This is a genomic window from Sphingopyxis sp. YF1, assembly GCF_022701295.1.
GTDB lineage: Bacteria > Pseudomonadota > Alphaproteobacteria > Sphingomonadales > Sphingomonadaceae > Sphingopyxis.
Genome location: NZ_CP033204.1, coordinates 30558 through 45388, shown reverse-complemented (window position 1 = coordinate 45388; position 14831 = coordinate 30558). Strand labels below are relative to the sequence as shown.

20 protein-coding genes are annotated in these 14831 nt (G+C 65.3%); 11 read left to right on the top strand and 9 right to left on the bottom strand.

The window, feature by feature from the left end; translation table 11 throughout:
- Nucleotides 1–268: 268 nt before the first annotated feature.
- The 6 genes from EAO27_RS00295 to EAO27_RS00270 all read left to right on the top strand — a co-directional run bounded on the left by EAO27_RS00295 (nt 269) and on the right by EAO27_RS00270 (nt 6232).
- Nucleotides 269–1486, top strand: coding sequence for a DUF4062 domain-containing protein (locus EAO27_RS00295; RefSeq protein ID WP_242775663.1), 1218 nt, complete (start codon nt 269–271; stop codon nt 1484–1486).
- A 249-nt stretch (nt 1487–1735) separates the two neighbouring features.
- Entirely contained in the window at nt 1736–2692 is a 957-nt protein-coding gene (locus EAO27_RS00290) for a hypothetical protein (protein WP_242775661.1), read from the top strand.
- Nucleotides 2693–2801: 109 nt separating this feature from the next.
- Entirely contained in the window at nt 2802–3329 is a 528-nt protein-coding gene (locus EAO27_RS00285; RefSeq protein ID WP_242775653.1) for a 2'-5' RNA ligase family protein, read from the top strand.
- 299 nt (nt 3330–3628) lie between these two features.
- Nucleotides 3629–4045 carry a hypothetical protein gene (locus tag EAO27_RS00280; RefSeq protein ID WP_242775651.1) on the top strand — a complete coding sequence of 139 codons (417 nt, stop codon included), beginning with the start codon at nt 3629–3631 and terminating at the stop codon, nt 4043–4045.
- Nucleotides 4046–4186: 141 nt separating this feature from the next.
- On the top strand, nt 4187–5134 hold the full coding sequence (locus tag EAO27_RS00275; RefSeq protein WP_242775649.1) for a hypothetical protein: 948 nt from the start codon (nt 4187–4189) through the stop codon (nt 5132–5134).
- A 162-nt stretch (nt 5135–5296) separates the two neighbouring features.
- Nucleotides 5297–6232 (top strand): hypothetical protein, encoded by a 936-nt coding sequence (locus tag EAO27_RS00270; protein ID WP_242775646.1) that lies wholly within the window; start codon nt 5297–5299, stop codon nt 6230–6232.
- A gap of 29 nt (nt 6233–6261) precedes the next feature.
- Here the strand turns inward: EAO27_RS00270 and EAO27_RS00265 are convergent, their stop codons facing one another.
- The 3 genes from EAO27_RS00265 to EAO27_RS00255 all read right to left on the bottom strand — a co-directional run bounded on the left by EAO27_RS00265 (nt 6262) and on the right by EAO27_RS00255 (nt 8847).
- Nucleotides 6262–7062 carry a hypothetical protein gene (locus tag EAO27_RS00265; protein ID WP_242775644.1) on the bottom strand — a complete coding sequence of 267 codons (801 nt, stop codon included), beginning with the start codon at nt 7060–7062 and terminating at the stop codon, nt 6262–6264.
- A gap of 95 nt (nt 7063–7157) precedes the next feature.
- Nucleotides 7158–7988 carry an arylamine N-acetyltransferase gene (locus tag EAO27_RS00260; RefSeq protein ID WP_242775641.1) on the bottom strand — a complete coding sequence of 277 codons (831 nt, stop codon included), beginning with the start codon at nt 7986–7988 and terminating at the stop codon, nt 7158–7160.
- 79 nt (nt 7989–8067) lie between these two features.
- Nucleotides 8068–8847 carry a hypothetical protein gene (locus tag EAO27_RS00255; RefSeq protein ID WP_242775632.1) on the bottom strand — a complete coding sequence of 260 codons (780 nt, stop codon included), beginning with the start codon at nt 8845–8847 and terminating at the stop codon, nt 8068–8070.
- 185 nt (nt 8848–9032) lie between these two features.
- Here EAO27_RS00255 and EAO27_RS00250 point away from each other — a divergent pair, with 185 nt between their 5' ends.
- The 4 genes from EAO27_RS00250 to EAO27_RS00235 all read left to right on the top strand — a co-directional run bounded on the left by EAO27_RS00250 (nt 9033) and on the right by EAO27_RS00235 (nt 11100).
- Nucleotides 9033–9473, top strand: a complete 441-nt coding sequence (locus tag EAO27_RS00250; protein WP_242775630.1) for a glycine zipper 2TM domain-containing protein — start codon at nt 9033–9035, stop codon at nt 9471–9473.
- A 2-nt stretch (nt 9474–9475) separates the two neighbouring features.
- Nucleotides 9476–9799 (top strand): antibiotic biosynthesis monooxygenase, encoded by a 324-nt coding sequence (locus EAO27_RS00245; RefSeq protein WP_242775623.1) that lies wholly within the window; start codon nt 9476–9478, stop codon nt 9797–9799.
- Nucleotides 9800–9877: 78 nt separating this feature from the next.
- Nucleotides 9878–10399: a hypothetical protein gene (locus tag EAO27_RS00240; protein ID WP_242775621.1), complete on the top strand. Its 522-nt coding sequence runs from the start codon at nt 9878–9880 to the stop codon at nt 10397–10399.
- A gap of 116 nt (nt 10400–10515) precedes the next feature.
- On the top strand, nt 10516–11100 hold the full coding sequence (locus EAO27_RS00235) for a hypothetical protein (RefSeq protein WP_242775619.1): 585 nt from the start codon (nt 10516–10518) through the stop codon (nt 11098–11100).
- Here EAO27_RS00235 and EAO27_RS00230 read toward each other — a convergent pair.
- From EAO27_RS00230 to EAO27_RS00215, 4 genes are all read right to left on the bottom strand, one after another.
- Nucleotides 11097–11525, bottom strand: a complete 429-nt coding sequence (locus EAO27_RS00230; protein ID WP_242775611.1) for an OsmC family protein — start codon at nt 11523–11525, stop codon at nt 11097–11099. The two genes, EAO27_RS00235 and EAO27_RS00230, sit on opposite strands and share 4 nt — an antisense overlap.
- Before the next feature lie 55 nt (nt 11526–11580).
- Entirely contained in the window at nt 11581–11784 is a 204-nt protein-coding gene (locus tag EAO27_RS00225; RefSeq protein WP_242775609.1) for a DUF2061 domain-containing protein, read from the bottom strand.
- Between the two features lie 161 nt (nt 11785–11945).
- Nucleotides 11946–12275 (bottom strand): DUF962 domain-containing protein, encoded by a 330-nt coding sequence (locus EAO27_RS00220; protein WP_242775607.1) that lies wholly within the window; start codon nt 12273–12275, stop codon nt 11946–11948.
- A 48-nt stretch (nt 12276–12323) separates the two neighbouring features.
- Nucleotides 12324–12809, bottom strand: coding sequence for an Lrp/AsnC family transcriptional regulator (locus tag EAO27_RS00215; protein ID WP_242775605.1), 486 nt, complete (start codon nt 12807–12809; stop codon nt 12324–12326).
- A gap of 133 nt (nt 12810–12942) precedes the next feature.
- Between EAO27_RS00215 and EAO27_RS00210 the strand changes: the two genes are divergently transcribed.
- Nucleotides 12943–13101 carry a hypothetical protein gene (locus EAO27_RS00210; RefSeq protein ID WP_242775603.1) on the top strand — a complete coding sequence of 53 codons (159 nt, stop codon included), beginning with the start codon at nt 12943–12945 and terminating at the stop codon, nt 13099–13101.
- A gap of 64 nt (nt 13102–13165) precedes the next feature.
- Here the strand turns inward: EAO27_RS00210 and EAO27_RS00205 are convergent, their stop codons facing one another.
- Both EAO27_RS00205 and EAO27_RS00200 read right to left on the bottom strand, forming a co-directional pair.
- A complete protein-coding gene (locus EAO27_RS00205) occupies nt 13166–14548 on the bottom strand; it encodes an isoprenylcysteine carboxylmethyltransferase family protein (protein WP_242780694.1) in 1383 nt (460 codons plus the stop codon).
- A 55-nt stretch (nt 14549–14603) separates the two neighbouring features.
- A complete protein-coding gene (locus tag EAO27_RS00200) occupies nt 14604–14762 on the bottom strand; it encodes a hypothetical protein (protein WP_242775601.1) in 159 nt (52 codons plus the stop codon).
- Nucleotides 14763–14831 lie beyond the last annotated feature (69 nt).

Here is a 14831-nt window from a genome sequence, read left to right as displayed (position 1 = left end):
ACCGTAATTCGCCCTGCCACCGTAATCCCGGAATCCCGTTGTTCAGGCTTCTCCATCGGAGGTGACCACCATCCGATGCGCAAAGAAGCTTGTTTTCTCGCCAATCAACACATCGGGCTTGAAGAGCCTCATGAAACGGAACAGCAAATACATTCTAGACATCGACCATCGCTGTACGCCCGTTGGAACCGGATATTTGCTTACAAACCGGATCTTTATTAGTAGAAGCTCTTGATGAATTTTTAGAGAAAATTTCAAAGGGCGCCATATGTCTTACGTCGGACAGATCATCGATATATTTGTCTCTTCCCCCGGCGATGTATCTAGCTATCGCAACGCCATTATTATGATCGTTCAATCTTGGAACCAGCGCAACGGCCGGTCAAAGAAGCTATTCTTCAACTGCCTCCGCTGGGAAGATTTTGTTGCTGCAGACGTTGGAACGTCGGGCCAAGACGTAATCAATCAACAAGCGGGAGACGACTATGATATTTTTCTAGGAGTCATGTGGGCTCGATTTGGCACGCCCACTTCGGTCGCAGAATCGGGGACCGCTGAGGAATTCGATAGGGCAATGGAGAGGCATCAGGCCGGAGAGCCAATACGAGTCTCGTTCTTGTTCTGCACTGCCGATGTTCCGATGGCAAAATTGGATGGCGTACAATTCGGGAAAGTGCAGGAGTTTAAAAGTCGCGCTCAATCCAGAGGCTGCCTCACACGCGATTTCGTGGACGATGCCAGCCTAATAAACTCGATAAACCTGATTCTAGATAAGTTTGCAAACACTTGGGAAGGCAAAATACTAAATACAAAAACCCATAAATCGGACAACCATAACATTGATGAACCTAATGAAGTCGTTATAGATCAATCAAAATTGATTTTTAATTCAGAAAAGGAAAATTTTGATGATGAAGATATAGGAATTTTGGATGCAGTTGATGATTTTTCTGAACATAATTCAGAATTTTTACTTTCATTGAATGAATGGAGCATGCGGTTAAATGCCGTTAGCGATAAAACTAATTCGACCACTTCAGATTTATCTGACATGGCAAAATTTGGCCGACCATCCAATTCTCAAGTGAGAGAAATATTATCAAAATTGACAGAAGAAATGGATGATTTTGGAAACTGGTGTGAGAATGAAATAGTACATATGGAGAAGATTATGGAGCAACTTTCAACTGATGCTCTGAGAATCATCGATATGTCACGAGATTTCGAAGATCCTTTAGAAGATATTATTGGTGCGAGAGACGCTCTGACTGCCCTTCACGACGGCATTGACGGCGCGAACAAGGGAATCACGGGTTTCGCCGATAGCCTCGAAAATTTGCCCAAGGTCGACAAAAAATTGAACAAGGCAAACCGTAGGGTAGTAGCTGCCCATCGCCGTCTCAATGAAAAGAACCGAATTTTTCAGGAAGATATTGCCCTTTGTATAGAAGACTTGAATGAGCGACTGGCGATGAGTAGCTTTTAGTTTTCAGTAATTCTGGTGGCCTTCACCAATGCAGCCCGCGTGAAGAAGATCACTCTGAATTCCCCCACCCAGGCGCGCCCGGAACCCCCTCCACATCATGGCCAAGTCGCCGCCGGAGTTCAGGCGCAGATCGCCGCGATGAGTGCCCCCCTCTCCTCCGGTGGCCCCACACTCCCGAAAATCCTATTTCGCACATCCCACCCCAAAAACCCCTTTCCTAAAAAATCCCCGTCTGGTTCATCCTGCTGGATGAAGCACGACAAGACCCTCCCCGACCTCGCCGCCATTCGCGCCCGCGCGGCGCGCACGAACAAGGCGCGCAGTCCCGTTCGCATCACCAAGGCGCGCCGGGCGCCGCCCGACGACACACGCACGCTCGGCGCGGCGCAGGACTTCGTCCCCGCCTCCCCGCGCGAACGCCGCGATGGCTGGACGCCCGAAAAGCAGGTCGACTTCATCGATGCGCTCGGCGAATGCGGCTGCGTGACCGAGGCGTGCGAGCGCGTCGGGCTGTCGCCGTCGACCGCCTATCGCCTGCGCCGCCGCGTCGACGCCTACAGCTTTCGCGCCGCATGGGATGCCGCGCTCGACTATGCGATCCGCCGCCTGTCCGACGCCGCTTTCTCGCGCGCGCTCAACGGCGTCGCACGCCCGGTGTGGTTTCAGGGCGAACAGGTCGGCGAGCGGCGTTATTATGACGAGCGGCTGACGATGTTCCTGCTGCGCTATCGCGACCCCGACACCTATGGCGCGTGGCGCGACCGCCGCGAACCGCGCCGCCGCCCCGACGCGCAGGCGATCGCGCTCGGCCGCTGGACCGACCATGTCGCCGAGGATGCCTGGGATCGCAGCAGCGGCGCGACCGTCGATCGCGAGCGCGAGGAGGACGGCGTGGAATGGCTGACCGACAAAGAGGCGGCGCTGGCCGATGCGGCGGCGTCGAAGCCGCACTATGCGACGCAGCAGGAAACCGACGCGCGGCTGATCGCCACCATCGCGGTGATCCGGCGGCTCAAGGCGCTCGGCATCGCGATCGACGGGCTGACCGAGTCCGAATTCCATCGCCAGATCGGCCTGGAGGAAGCCCGCCGCGCCGCCGCCGGCACCACGCTGACCTTCGATTTCGATGCGGATGATGAGGATTTCGCTGCGGATGATATCGATGACGGGGCGGAGGTGCAGGAGCCCCCGGAAGGCGGGTCATAAGAGGGGTATGTGGCGTGACCTTTGTGACCTTCCGGCCCCATGGGGCCTTCCGAGCCCAACGGCGCGTGCGGCATTCGCCACAACGCCCCGCCATGCTACACCCCCACCCATGCGCGCCCGCAACCCCCTCTACGTCATGGCCAAGCCGCCGCCGGAGGTGCAGACGGCGATCGCCGCGCTGCCGCGCAACGACCCCGGGCGCGGGCCCGACCTCCTCCATGTCACGCTCATCTCGCTCTACGACCTGCACCATGTGCCGCCCGAATGGCTGCCCGCGACCATCGCCGCGCTCGATACCTTCGTCGCGGCGCCCTTTCCGCTCCGCTTCGACCGGATCGAGAACCGCAAGGCGGTGACTTTGCGCACGCGCGAACCGCTGGCCGGGGCGCGGGCGTTCCAGAAGGCGCTGGTCAACCATCTGCTGCGCGAAAAGGCGCCGATCATGGACGGCACCACCCCCGAACCGCATATCACGATCAACTATCGCGGCGACCGGCTGGGTTCGCAGACATTCGGCGCGCTGAAATTGCCGCCGGTCGGCTGGACGGTCGACGAGATCATCCTGACCGAAAGCATCGTCGGCAAGACCACCCATGTCGAACACGGCCGCTGGCCGCTGCGTGCGGACGCCGCCTGATCGGCCGCGTCAGGGGGGGACGGCACCACCCCTGCAAGGCCTTTGGAATCAGAGCGCTCGCCCCGGGCGGTGCCCCGGGTCGTTCAGCCGAGGCCGGCGCCGGTCTCCGCGGCCGCTTCGGCTTCGCCCCCCGCCGGAGCGATGGCGGGCGCAGCAAGATATCCGGCAGATCGTTGATCATCGCTTCCCCATTCGCTGCGAACCCCGTCGAGCCATCCTTGACGCGCGGGTCCAAGCGCACCCCGGTGGACAAGCGCGCGCCACCGCGTCATCATCACCGCCCGCCTCCGGAGTATCCCATGCGCCCGATCCTCGCCTTGCCGCTTGTCGTCCTGCTGGCGTTCAGCCTCCCCGCGCCGGCCGCCGCCGCGGACGAGGCCGCCGCGCCCCCGGCCGCGACCGAAACCGCGGCGCCGCTGTTCGCGCTCATCCTCGCCCCGGGTCCCGCGTGGAAACCCGGCCGGCCGTTCACCGAACAGGGGCTGCGGCCGCATTTCGATTACTGGATGGCACATTTCCGCGCCGGGCGCATCGCCAGCGCGGGGCCGGTGGGGGCCGACAGCGGGCTCGTCCTGCTCCGCGCCGCCGATCAGGCTGCGGCCGACGCGATCCTCGCCGCCGACCCGGCGATCGTCGCGGGCATCTTCACCGGCACCGTCCGCCGCTATGCGCCGCCGATGATCAACGCCGACGCGCTCGCCGCACCGCGGGGCTGACGCGCGTCGGGGCGTCGCCTTCGGGCGCGACCGCCGGATCATCCGCGCGGGGCGGATGCGATATTTCGGCCTTTGCGAACGCGATGCAGCTGATACATCGCTGTCGATGGCGATCGCCACGAAAACGGGGGGACGAGCGAAATGGGCAAGGGCTTGAGACGATTGGCGGGCGCGCTGTCGCTGGCGGTGGCGGCGCAGGCGGCGCCCGCGTCGGCGCAATATATGCCGCACCTCGACCCCAATCTCTACATTTTCGCGACGATGGGCTATGGCGCCGGGGTCAGCCCGTGCATGACCGGCACGCCGATGGCCGACGCCAAGATCGCCGAGGCGCGCGCGCCCTCGCTCGCCGCCATGCAGGCCTATTTCGCCGCGGCGCAGCGCGGCACGCCAAAAAGCGCGGCCTTTCACCTCGACAAGAAGAGCAAGTGGCAGGGCGGCGGCGCGAGTGCGGGCCAGCTCGACATCGACCGGCAAACCGATCCGCTCGCGGTGGCGGGGCATGTGCTGGAGGCGGAGCCGCTGCGCTTCTATCGCGGCGGCGCCGGCGCGACCGCGCTCGGCCAATGGGCGGTGCTCGATGCCGGGGGACAGGTCGCCGGGGTCTATACGGGTTTCTTCGTGCGCTCCAAAAAACTGTGGAAGCTGCGCGAGCTCACCGTCGCGGGACCCGAGGAGACGGTCGAACCCGCGGCGCAGTTCTGCGTCAAGCCCGGCGACGTGATGGAGCATCGCCTGACCTCGACCAGGAACTGGCACGAAAGCGCGGCGAAGAGCGTCGACGAGGCGCAGAACAAGCTCGACGCGGCGATTGCCCAGGTCGCCGCCGCCGAAGCCGCGGCTGCCACCGACCCCAAGCGCAGCGGCCCCGCCCAGATCCTTCGCACCGCAAGGGCCGACCAGGCTAGATGGACCAAACAGCTCGAAAAGCGCCAGAAGAACCTTGCCGACGCGATCGAGAAATCGGCCGAGGCCGAGAAGGATGCCGCCGAGCTCAAACGCCTGACCGGCCCGGCGCGGACCGCGCAGGCTTTCCGGATCGCACCGGATGCGGGCGCGGCGGAAAGGGCCACGACGGCGGTGCCGTAGGAACGCCAGGGAAAGGTGCGCCGACGTATCCGGCACGCGGTGGCAACCATGCCGACAGTCAACCGGCGGCCGCGTCATTGGTCCGATTGACGACCATGCTGTATTACTGATACAGAACAGTGAAGCACCCCTCCTGCACTGAACAATGGTGGATTGAATATCATGGGCAAAACGCCGTCTTCGATCATCGGCACGTCCGGCCTGAAATCGCTGGGTCTTGCAGGCGCGGTCCTGCTGAGCGGCCTGTCAGGGACCGCGGCGGCGGCAGATCCGGAAACCGCCCAGGCGGCACCCTCCGATGACGCGATCATTGTCGAGGGAATCAAGGACAAGGCGCGTGCCATCGACCATTATGTCCGCGCGCTGACGGTCGTGCACGCGGGCGAGCCGCTACCGCGGTACGAGGAAGGCAGCTATTGCCCCGCCGTCGTCGGTCTCAGCGCGGAACGCAACACGGACATGGAGGCGCGGATGCGCCGCGTCGCGGAGGCGACCGCAGTCAAGCCCGCGGCGCTGCCGTGCCGCACCAGCGCGCTCGTCCTGTTCGTTGACGACAAGGAGGCTTTCCTCAAGGCCTTTCGCAAGGCGCACCCCGTCTATTTCTCCGATCCCTCGACGAAGCACTGGTCGCCGCCGCGCGAGACCGGCCCCGCGACCGCATGGCACCTGACGCAGCGACTCGACAGCAAAGGCTCTCCCGGGAGTTCCGCCGGCGGGATCAAGGTCTTCGAATCCTCGTTCGGTGGATCGCACCTGATGGAGATGACCAAGCCGGTGATCGTGATGTCGGTGGTGGTCATCGAGCGACGCGCGCTCATCGGCCTCACCCCCGTGCAGGTTGCCGACTATGCGCTGATGCGCACGCTGACCGACAGCGCGCCGAAAAATATGGACGACACCGCAGCGAACACCATCCTGACCGCGATCGACACCGAGCCGGGCGGAGAGACCGCGGCATCGCTAACCGAATGGGATTTCGCCTATGTGCGCGGTCGCTATGCGACCCCGCCCTTCCGCAACGGCCACAGCCAGGGTGCCGCGATCAGCGCCGCCGTCAAGCGCGAGACGATGCAGGAAGAGAAAACCGAGCGGGACTGAGCCCATGCAGCGAGGGCGTCTGCCCCGCGCTACCTCGCAGGCTTCAGCCAGACGTAGAGGAAGTCCTGGATCGCATCGCCATAATGGCGGTCGGTGTCCGCGGCGGCGTCGAAGAGCAGCCGCTTGCCCGCGGGCCACTGCGCCTGCGGCAGCTTGAGCGTCGCGCCGTCGTAGAGGCGGATCGCCTCGCGGAACGGGACATAGCGATTGCCCGCGTTCGACTGCCGCCATTTTTCGGTCAGCACCGCCTGCCCCGCCGCGCGCAGCCTTTTGTGCAGGATCTCGTACCGCTTCGGATCGCGGGCGTAGAGCCCGACGAGCAGCGGCCAGCCCGCGGCATCAGGCTTCGCCCATTCGGTCTGCCACATCGCATTGAGCTCGCGCGCAAAGCTCTGCATCATCCCCGGCGGCGGGGTCACCGCCGCGGCGCTCGCCTTCTCGGGCTTGCCGTCGGCGCCGAGGCGGGTGAGCCGGATCACGCGCTCCCTGGGAAAGGCGAACTCCTCGAGCAGGTCGATCTCGCCCGCGTCGAGCTTGCCGTCGCGGCGCAGGTGGCGAACCACCAGCTTCGCCTCATCCTCGCCGATATATTTGCGATAGAGGGTCGGATTGCCCGGATCCCTTACCGGCGCCCATTCGGTGAGCAGGCGGAAGATCTCGGGCGAAGCGACCGCCGCATCGTCGAGCGGCCGGGCGTAGGCCGCCTCCCATGCGGTCGCGGGCAGCCCCTCGACCGGCGCGACGGTGCCGCCGGTCTGGGCGGAGGCGGGGCCGGACAGGACCAGCGTCGCCGCGGCGAGCGCGGGAAGGACGGAAAGGATATGGGCCATGATTTCTCCATCGCGACCCGCGCCCTGCGTAACAGCCCGGTCACCCGGCGCAAGCAAGAACCGCGGGCCGCGAAGGCGATCGCGATGGCCCCGGACTAGGGAGCGGCGGCGGCAGCCCGCTCGATGACGCCGCGCCAGCCCGCCTGGACCGGCAGCAGGAAGACGTCGGCGAGCGCCGCCGCAATCGCGTCGGCATCCAGATGGCGCTGTTCGCTGCTGCCGTCGCGTGCGCGGATCGTCAGACGATTGTCGCGCAGCGCATAACGCGCCCCGGCGGTCGTGCGCGCCGCGACGAGCTGGTTGCGGAAATGCGACGCGGGGTGCGTCGAGGTGTACCAGTTGCCGACCGCATAATCGATCGCGGGCGGTTCGCCGTCCGAGACGTCGTACAGCGCCGCCCATGCGCCCGCGATCTCGGCCTCGACGCGCCAACCGTCGCGGTGCGGGAGGATGCGGCAGCGTTCGTGCGCGGTCGGCTGCGGCCCCTCGCGGCCCAGCGCCAGCGGCGCCGCGGGCACCGCCGAGCCGAAACCGACGTCGACCAGCCACGCCTCGCCGCCCAGCCGCACCTGCGTCAGCTGGTGCGTGCGCGGGGTTTCCGGGACGCCTTCCGGCAGCATCCACCGCACCCGCGCCAGCCGGCCCTCGGCGTCGAAACCGATCGCGCGGAGCACGCGCAGGAACAGGTCGTTCTGCTCGAAGCAATAGCCGCCGCGCCGCGCCGCGATCAGCTTGGCGTCGATCGCCGCGGGGGCGAGGTCGACCCCGGCACCGGTCAGCACGTCGAGCGCCTCGAACGGGATCGCCGCGACATGCGCTGCCTGCAGCGCCGCCAGCACGCCGGGGGTCGGCGCGAGCGGCCCGTCATAGCCGATGCGCGCGAGATACTGCGGCAGGTCGATCGGGGACGTTTCGGCAGTCGGCATGGCGGGCTCCTCGCGGGCGAATCATCGGCCCCGCCTTATGAAAGTTCAACCGCAGTTGAGATCAAGCCGGGACGCGGCGTTATTTCTTCACCCGCCAGTCGCGGGCATAGGCCGCCTGCTCCCCGTATTTGCGGCCGCGCGCCACCTCCTGCGCGGCGAGTTCCTCCGCGGTCGAGGCGCGCGCGACGTCGGCCTTGATCAGCGTGTCGCGGCGGATCGGGATCATCTGCGCGATCGGCGTTCCCGCGGGGAGATAATGATCGCCGACCGGGCCGGTCCACGCAAAGGGCATGTTCACCGTCGTGTCGAAACGGTCGCAATCGACCAAGCCCGAAAAGCAGGTGAAGGGGAGATCGGGGCGGCTGAGCGGCTGGACGAACAGCACCGAATAGCCCTCGGGCACCTTGACCCGCCACGGGTTGATGAACTTGAGCGGCATCACATTCTCGAACGGGGGTTCGGGGGCGCCGATCTGCGCCGGGTGATGTTGTTCGACCGGCTGGAAGGCGACATCCTCGCCCCAGCCCATCTGGATCGCGATCCGGTCCTCGGGCACGCGGAGCATCACGTCATAGGCCAGCGGCAGCACGAAACCGAGCGCGAAGGCGTCGGTCATCGGCAGGCACGCCTTGGCCGTCATCGCGGGCAGTCCGTTTTCGTAAGTCATGCCCATTTCGCGGTTCAGCCGCCTGAACCAGTCGGGCGCGAAACGGATCGCGCGCTCGGGCGCGGGAACCTTGCCCGCGAGCGCCGGGTCGCAGAGGAATTCGATGACGGGACCAGCCGCGTCCGGACCCGCGATCGGCGCGGCCGGGTGCGCGGCCCCGTCGATACCGAAACTGATCTTGTGCCCGCTCATCGTCCGTTCCCTGCCCGCTGCTTCGCCCACCGTGTCGCAAAGCCGCGCGGCTGGCAATCGTCCGTCGCATCGAAGCGCCGCCAACGGAACCCCTTCGCGTCTCGCGGGTCTATTCTCCAGACCCCGGGGCCGGCGCGCTGCGCATTCCGGCGCCGCGCGCGGAGGCTCTCATCAGGAGACGCGCCATGAACAGGCTTCTCATCTTCCCCCTTGCCGCCGCGACCGCACTCGCCGGCTGCGCTTCGACCGGCAGCTATTACGACGACGGCTATGGCTATTACGACCGCAGCTATCACGACCGCTATGGCCGCTACGACTATAACAATCCCGATCCCCGCCACGGCGGCTATTATGCCGACAATTATTACCGCAACGACCGCCGCTATCGCGAACGGCGCCTCGGCAGCAACGACCGCGTCTACCGAGGGCGCGACGGCAAATATTATTGCCGCCGTTCCGACGGGTCGACCGGTCTGATCGTCGGCGGAATTGCCGGCGGCGTGCTCGGCAACGTCATCGCGCCGGGCGATTCCAAGACGCTCGGCACGGTGCTCGGCGCGATCGGGGGCGCCGTTGCAGGCACCGCGATCGACCGTGGCAGCAGCAACGACGTGCGCTGCCGCTGAAAATGTTCGTGGTCGCGTATCGCTGGACGGTTCATCGCGGCAAGGAAGACCAGTTCCGCACTGCATGGCGGCGCGGAACCGAGTTGATCCGGGCGCGCTACGGATCGCTCGGCTCGCGCCTCCACCGCGAGGACGGACCCGGAGGACCGCGCTTTATCGGCATCGCCGAATGGCCCGACCGGGCGACATGGCAGGCCGCCTATGACGCCAGGATGGTCTATGACGAACCCGCGACGCGGGCCGCCTTCGTCGATGCGATCGCCGCTGCCGATACCCTTCCCCTGCTGCTGCTCGAAGTCACCGACGACTTGCTCGATCGCGGCTGACGGGACGGCCCGTCATCATGTCGGTGGCCCGGCCGCCGCGGGTCTGGCATGGTCGCCCGGACCGAGAAGGAGATTCCCATGACGCTGCGCCCGACCATCCTGCTGCTCGCCGCCGGTCTCGCACTTGCGGCGTGCGACGCCGGCACCGGAAAGGCCGATGCGCCGCCGGGCGAACCGCCTGCGGCCGAAGCAGCAACCGCCAGCCAAGCATCGCCGCCGCTGGCTTCGACGGCGGAGACCGGCCTTACCGCCTATGTCGGCAAATATCCGTTCGACAAGGTCGACGGGGTCGCATGGACCGACCATCCCGTGGTCAGGGCGGGCATCGCCGCGACGGTTGGCGACGCCGCTGTCCGCAAGGCGATCCAGTCGACCCCGGGGCCTGCAGCGCCGATCGAGATGCACGGCGACAAGATCGCAGCCTGGGCGTGCGAGCAGCATAATTGCGGACCGCACCAATGGGCGGTGTTCATCGATCCGCGCACCGGCGCCACCGACGTCTGCTATCATGACGACAGCGCGTCCCCCGACGAATCACGCTGGTTCCTCGCTGGCGGCAAGGAGGAAAAACGCGCCGGATCTTGCCAGATCGGCGACTAGCGATGCGGTGGCCGCGTCAGCATGCGCGCGTGGTGCGACCCCCAATCGAACAAAGGATTCGACACCTCGCACGCATGAGAACATAATGGGAACATAGTCCGATTCGGAGAAAAGTCGTGACGCCGATGTTCCGCTATTTCCTGGGATTCCAGGTCGCCGCCGACCGCGCCGGCTGGCTCGCCCGCCATTTGCCGCACGTGCCGGGCGATCTGTTTGCCGGACTGAAACCCCAGCTTTACCACCTCACGCTGTGCACGATCGCCGAGACCGACACGCCGCAGCCGTTCGTCCGCCAGCACGTCGCGCGCGCGTTCGCGGCCGGCCTCCCCGCAGCAAGCGCCATTCCGTTCGGCCGGATCGTCAGCAAGGGAATGGGCGCCGAACTGGCCACGATCGGTCGCATAGACGGCATTCGTCACCTGTATGCGCGGATCGTCGCGTTGCTGGAAGCGGAGGCGATCCTGCCGCTGCATCGCAAATCGGGCCTGCGGCCGCACATCACGCTGGGCTATGGCGCGTGCGACTTCGCCCCGGTACCGCTCCCATGGACGTGGATCCCGCGCGATCTGGTGCTCGTCGAAAGCCACGTCGGCCACCGTCGCCACCGCGTCCTGCAAAGCTGGCCGCTCGAACCGCCGCTGCAGGGCACGTTCGACTTCATGGCCGACGAACTGCCCGCGCCGCTGCGCTACGCCGCCTAATTTTCGAGGCTGTGTTCGAGCGTGATCTCGCAATCGAGCAGCTTCGACACCGGGCAGTTTTTCTCGGCCTCCTCGGCGATCTTCGCGAACTCGTCGGCCGAAATACCGGGCACCTTCGCGGTCAGCGTCAAGGCCGATTTGCCGATTTCGAACCCGCCCTCGATCTGGTCAAGGGTCACCGCGGCGCTCGTTTCGAGCGTGTCACCGGCGTAGCCCGCGCGCGCGAGTCCGAAGGACAGTGCCATGGTAAAACAGGCCGCGTGCGCCGCGGCGATCAATTCCTCAGGATTGGTGCCCGGCTTGCCTTCGAAGCGCGTGCCGAACCCATAGGGCTGTTTTTCGAGCACGCCCGACCGGGTGGTGATCGATCCCCGGCCCTCCTTGCCGAAACCTTCGTAGCGGGCGGAAGCGCGATTGACGGTCATCTCTGTCTCCTGGGCTGGCAACGGAATGAGGGGGGCCGGACTCGGCGGCGCTGGGTCAGGCCGCAAGCAACCTACGCCGCGCGCCCGCGCGCTGCCACGCCTTTTCGTGAAAGAAAAAGGCGACCGCATTGACGCACGGCTCGATCAGCGCGATCCCGCCCGCGAGCGCGAGCGATCCGGTCAGCGCATAGGCCACGCCAAATCCGATGGTCAGATGCAGCGACAAATAGGTCAGCGTCTTGACGAGGTCGGTCGGCATGGCGGGTCTCCGGTCAGATCGAAGATACGAAGTTTAGAATCATTCGCAGTGCGCGCCAGCGCAGCCTTTCGTTCAGTCTGATCGATTTTGCCGCCGCCCTCGACGGCCATGCCCCGCGCCGGATCGAACCGGTCGGGAGGATCGCAATGCCGGCGGTGCAGTTAGCGCACCCCCGCCCTGTCGAGTTCGGGGCCGAGACGTCCGGTCAGCCACAGCGCCCACATCCGAAAATCGGCGGCGAGGCTCCATAGCGGATAGGTGAAGGTTGCGGGCCGGTTCTTTTCAACGCCGAAATGCGCGACCCAGGCGAAGGCATAGCCCGCGACCGGCAAGGCGGCGAGCCACGCCCAGCGCCCCGACGCGATCGCCGCGATCGCGATCAGCACAACCAGGCTGGTCCCGACATAGTGCAGCGCACGCGTCGACGCCTTGCTGTGCTCGCGCAGGTAAAATGGCCAGAAATCGGCGAAAGTCGTGTAGGCACGCGCCATGATGCAAGGATGCGGCCGCATCCCCGGTGCGTCAAGCCGCGGCGCGCATCACGGGTCGCGCAGCGGGCGACGCGCCGCCTCATTCTCGATGATATGCCGGATCGTGATCAGCGTCTTGAACGAATGGACACCCTTGTCTTCGCCAAGCGCACGGCGCGTGAAACGGTCATATTCCTCCATCGTGCCCACCTGGACCTTGAGCAGGAAATCATCGTCGCCGGTGATGTCCCACGCCGCGGTGATTTCGGGATGACGCGCGATATCCCGGGCGAAGGCGTCCATCGTCTGGGGGCCCGCCTGCTGCATCTGCACCAGCACGTGCATGGTCAGCGCCGACCCGGTCAGCGCCGGATCGACCAGCGCGATATCGGCGACGATCACCCTGTCTTCGCGCAGTCGCCGCAAACGGCGCAGCACCGCCGAAAGCGACAGCCCGACCTTTTCCGCGAGCACGCGCGCGGGTTGGAGATTGTCCTGACGCACCAGTTCGAGCAGGTGGCGGTCGAACCGGTCGAGATCGATCATTTTTCGCATAAAATTACAATAGACGCGAAAATTGGTCAGAGCGATGCCGAATTTGGGCGCCAATCGCCGCTTCGCCGCGCGTAGAAGAGGACATCCGCGCCGCCCCTCCCTCCCCCTGCGGCGCGGAGACAGGAGACACGCCATGACCGCCGCCACGACGCCCGCATCGAACTGGTTTCACCGCCTGTGGGCGGCCGTGACCGAAGCCTCCGCCGCCGCCGTCGCGATCCACTTTGCGGCGCCCTGGGCCGGTAAGGCCGCGACGCCCGCGCGTCGCACCGACAGCGCCTGCACCGCCTGAGCGGCGAGCGTTCGACACGCAGGAAAGGAGCAGCCGCCGCGCGAGACGACGGAAGCGCGTGTGGCTAGGCGACCGGTCCCACGCGCGGATCGGGTTCGAGCCGGATCAGCGGACGCCGCCGCCCGGTCAATTTGGTGAACAGGCGCGGGATCAGGGCATGGTCCTGCGCCCAGTTCCAATAGGCGACATAGGCGGGATCGGCGAGCAGGTGCTTTTCCTCGGTCTTGGCGCGCCAGTAATAGACCCCGCTGACCAGTCCGAGCAGCACGACGTTGCGCGCACCCTCGACCCAACTGCCCGTGGTGACGAGGAACGGCAGCGAGCCGACCCACCAGCTCAGATTCTTCGAGATATAGGCGGGGTGGCGCGTGAGCGAATAGGGGCCGTGGGTGATCACGCCGCGGTGCGTCAGGTTCGAAAAGCGCAGCCCGAACGCCATCGTCGCCCAGCTGTAGATCGCGGTCAGGAAGATCAGCACCGCCGCCCACAGCATCATGAGATTATCGTGCTCGGCGAGCCAGTGCCCCCAATCCGATCCGCCGACCTGATAATCGAGCGGGCCGCCGTTCATCAGGATGAAGGGCGGGTAGCAGATCAGCGCCGCGACCCATGCCATGCCGTACGGATTGGCGGTGCGGATGTGCGAATCGAGCGGCTTGACGGTCAGCACATAACCCACCGTCGCGACATGGACGTCGACCAGATAGAGCAGATTTATCGCCCAGATCCCCGTCATATAGGGGTTGGCGAGCACCTCGTTCATCGACACTGTCACCAGCGCCGAAAAATTGCCCGGCACGATCGACAGCATGAAGGCGGTGAAAAATCCCTTCACCGCCCAGGCGCGGAAATGATGTCCGATCGCCTTGCCGTCGACCGGCTGCCCCGGCGCGATCAGCCAGCGACCGAACTGGTAACAACCGTCGCGCGGTTCGACCATGCGGCGGTCGAGCCACAGCATATAGGGTACCGAAATGAGGAGCAGCCAGGGCGCCACCCGCTCAAGCAGGTCCATCGCAAAGGCATATTGGCCGAACCAGTAGAAACGCATCGTCGCATAGACGAGCGCGATCAGCGCCCAAGTCGCCCATAGCCCGGCGAGCTTGGTCAGGCTGATGTCGATCGTCTCGCGCCACGGTCGCCGCAACGACCAGTCGATCCCGGTCGACGGATTGCGGTGCACCTTGTCGACGAACACCGACCACAGCACCATCGGAATCCCGCAGGCCAGCACGCTCGCGAGCGCCGAATTGGGCCCGCTGAGCACACCCCGGCCGCCCCAGTCGATACCGAAAAAGGCTGCAACGTCGGGTGCGTGACGCGCCAGCAGCAGATAGGAAAACAGGCCGATCACCCCGACCACGCCAACCCCGGCGCTAACCGCCGAGCGTGGCCGCGTGGCGGGTATCGCGAGGCCGGGTGCGGCTTCGGCACCCGCAGGCGGCATGATGTTCGGCGTATGCGTCACGCGCCCCGCCTAGCCGCAAATGGTAAGCAACGCGTCAACGATTTGAAGCCAGTGTCGCAATGGGTCGATTTTCCACCGCAACCATGGTGCGGTCTCCCGCGTCGACACGCCATTTTCTCGACATTTCCGGGTGGTCGATTCGGCCCCAATTGGCACCAAAATGGCAGCATTGCCGCGCCTCGGCACCGTTCATCGCATCCCCCTTTCGATTCGGCGCGAGTCGCCCCCGCAGGATTCGCGAGTCGGGTGGAGTGCTGATAGG

What these genes read in the sequence shown, in the direction of transcription:
- EAO27_RS00295 (WP_242775663.1), top strand. Translation starts at nt 269, where the DNA reads ATGTCTTACGTCGGACAGATCATCGATATATTTGTCTCTTCCCCCGGC.
- EAO27_RS00290 (WP_242775661.1), top strand. Translation starts at nt 1,736, where the DNA reads ATGAAGCACGACAAGACCCTCCCCGACCTCGCCGCCATTCGCGCCCGC.
- EAO27_RS00285 (WP_242775653.1), top strand. Translation starts at nt 2,802, where the DNA reads ATGCGCGCCCGCAACCCCCTCTACGTCATGGCCAAGCCGCCGCCGGAG.
- EAO27_RS00280 (WP_242775651.1), top strand. Translation starts at nt 3,629, where the DNA reads ATGCGCCCGATCCTCGCCTTGCCGCTTGTCGTCCTGCTGGCGTTCAGC.
- EAO27_RS00275 (WP_242775649.1), top strand. Translation starts at nt 4,187, where the DNA reads ATGGGCAAGGGCTTGAGACGATTGGCGGGCGCGCTGTCGCTGGCGGTG.
- EAO27_RS00270 (WP_242775646.1), top strand. Translation starts at nt 5,297, where the DNA reads ATGGGCAAAACGCCGTCTTCGATCATCGGCACGTCCGGCCTGAAATCG.
- EAO27_RS00265 (WP_242775644.1), bottom strand. Translation starts at nt 7,062, where the DNA reads ATGGCCCATATCCTTTCCGTCCTTCCCGCGCTCGCCGCGGCGACGCTG.
- EAO27_RS00260 (WP_242775641.1), bottom strand. Translation starts at nt 7,988, where the DNA reads ATGCCGACTGCCGAAACGTCCCCGATCGACCTGCCGCAGTATCTCGCG.
- EAO27_RS00255 (WP_242775632.1), bottom strand. Translation starts at nt 8,847, where the DNA reads ATGAGCGGGCACAAGATCAGTTTCGGTATCGACGGGGCCGCGCACCCG.
- EAO27_RS00250 (WP_242775630.1), top strand. Translation starts at nt 9,033, where the DNA reads ATGAACAGGCTTCTCATCTTCCCCCTTGCCGCCGCGACCGCACTCGCC.
- EAO27_RS00245 (WP_242775623.1), top strand. Translation starts at nt 9,476, where the DNA reads ATGTTCGTGGTCGCGTATCGCTGGACGGTTCATCGCGGCAAGGAAGAC.
- EAO27_RS00240 (WP_242775621.1), top strand. Translation starts at nt 9,878, where the DNA reads ATGACGCTGCGCCCGACCATCCTGCTGCTCGCCGCCGGTCTCGCACTT.
- EAO27_RS00230 (WP_242775611.1), bottom strand. Translation starts at nt 11,525, where the DNA reads ATGACCGTCAATCGCGCTTCCGCCCGCTACGAAGGTTTCGGCAAGGAG.
- EAO27_RS00225 (WP_242775609.1), bottom strand. Translation starts at nt 11,784, where the DNA reads ATGCCGACCGACCTCGTCAAGACGCTGACCTATTTGTCGCTGCATCTG.
- EAO27_RS00220 (WP_242775607.1), bottom strand. Translation starts at nt 12,275, where the DNA reads ATGGCGCGTGCCTACACGACTTTCGCCGATTTCTGGCCATTTTACCTG.
- EAO27_RS00215 (WP_242775605.1), bottom strand. Translation starts at nt 12,809, where the DNA reads ATGCGAAAAATGATCGATCTCGACCGGTTCGACCGCCACCTGCTCGAA.
- EAO27_RS00210 (WP_242775603.1), top strand. Translation starts at nt 12,943, where the DNA reads ATGACCGCCGCCACGACGCCCGCATCGAACTGGTTTCACCGCCTGTGG.
- EAO27_RS00205 (WP_242780694.1), bottom strand. Translation starts at nt 14,548, where the DNA reads ATGCCGCCTGCGGGTGCCGAAGCCGCACCCGGCCTCGCGATACCCGCC.
- EAO27_RS00200 (WP_242775601.1), bottom strand. Translation starts at nt 14,762, where the DNA reads ATGAACGGTGCCGAGGCGCGGCAATGCTGCCATTTTGGTGCCAATTGG.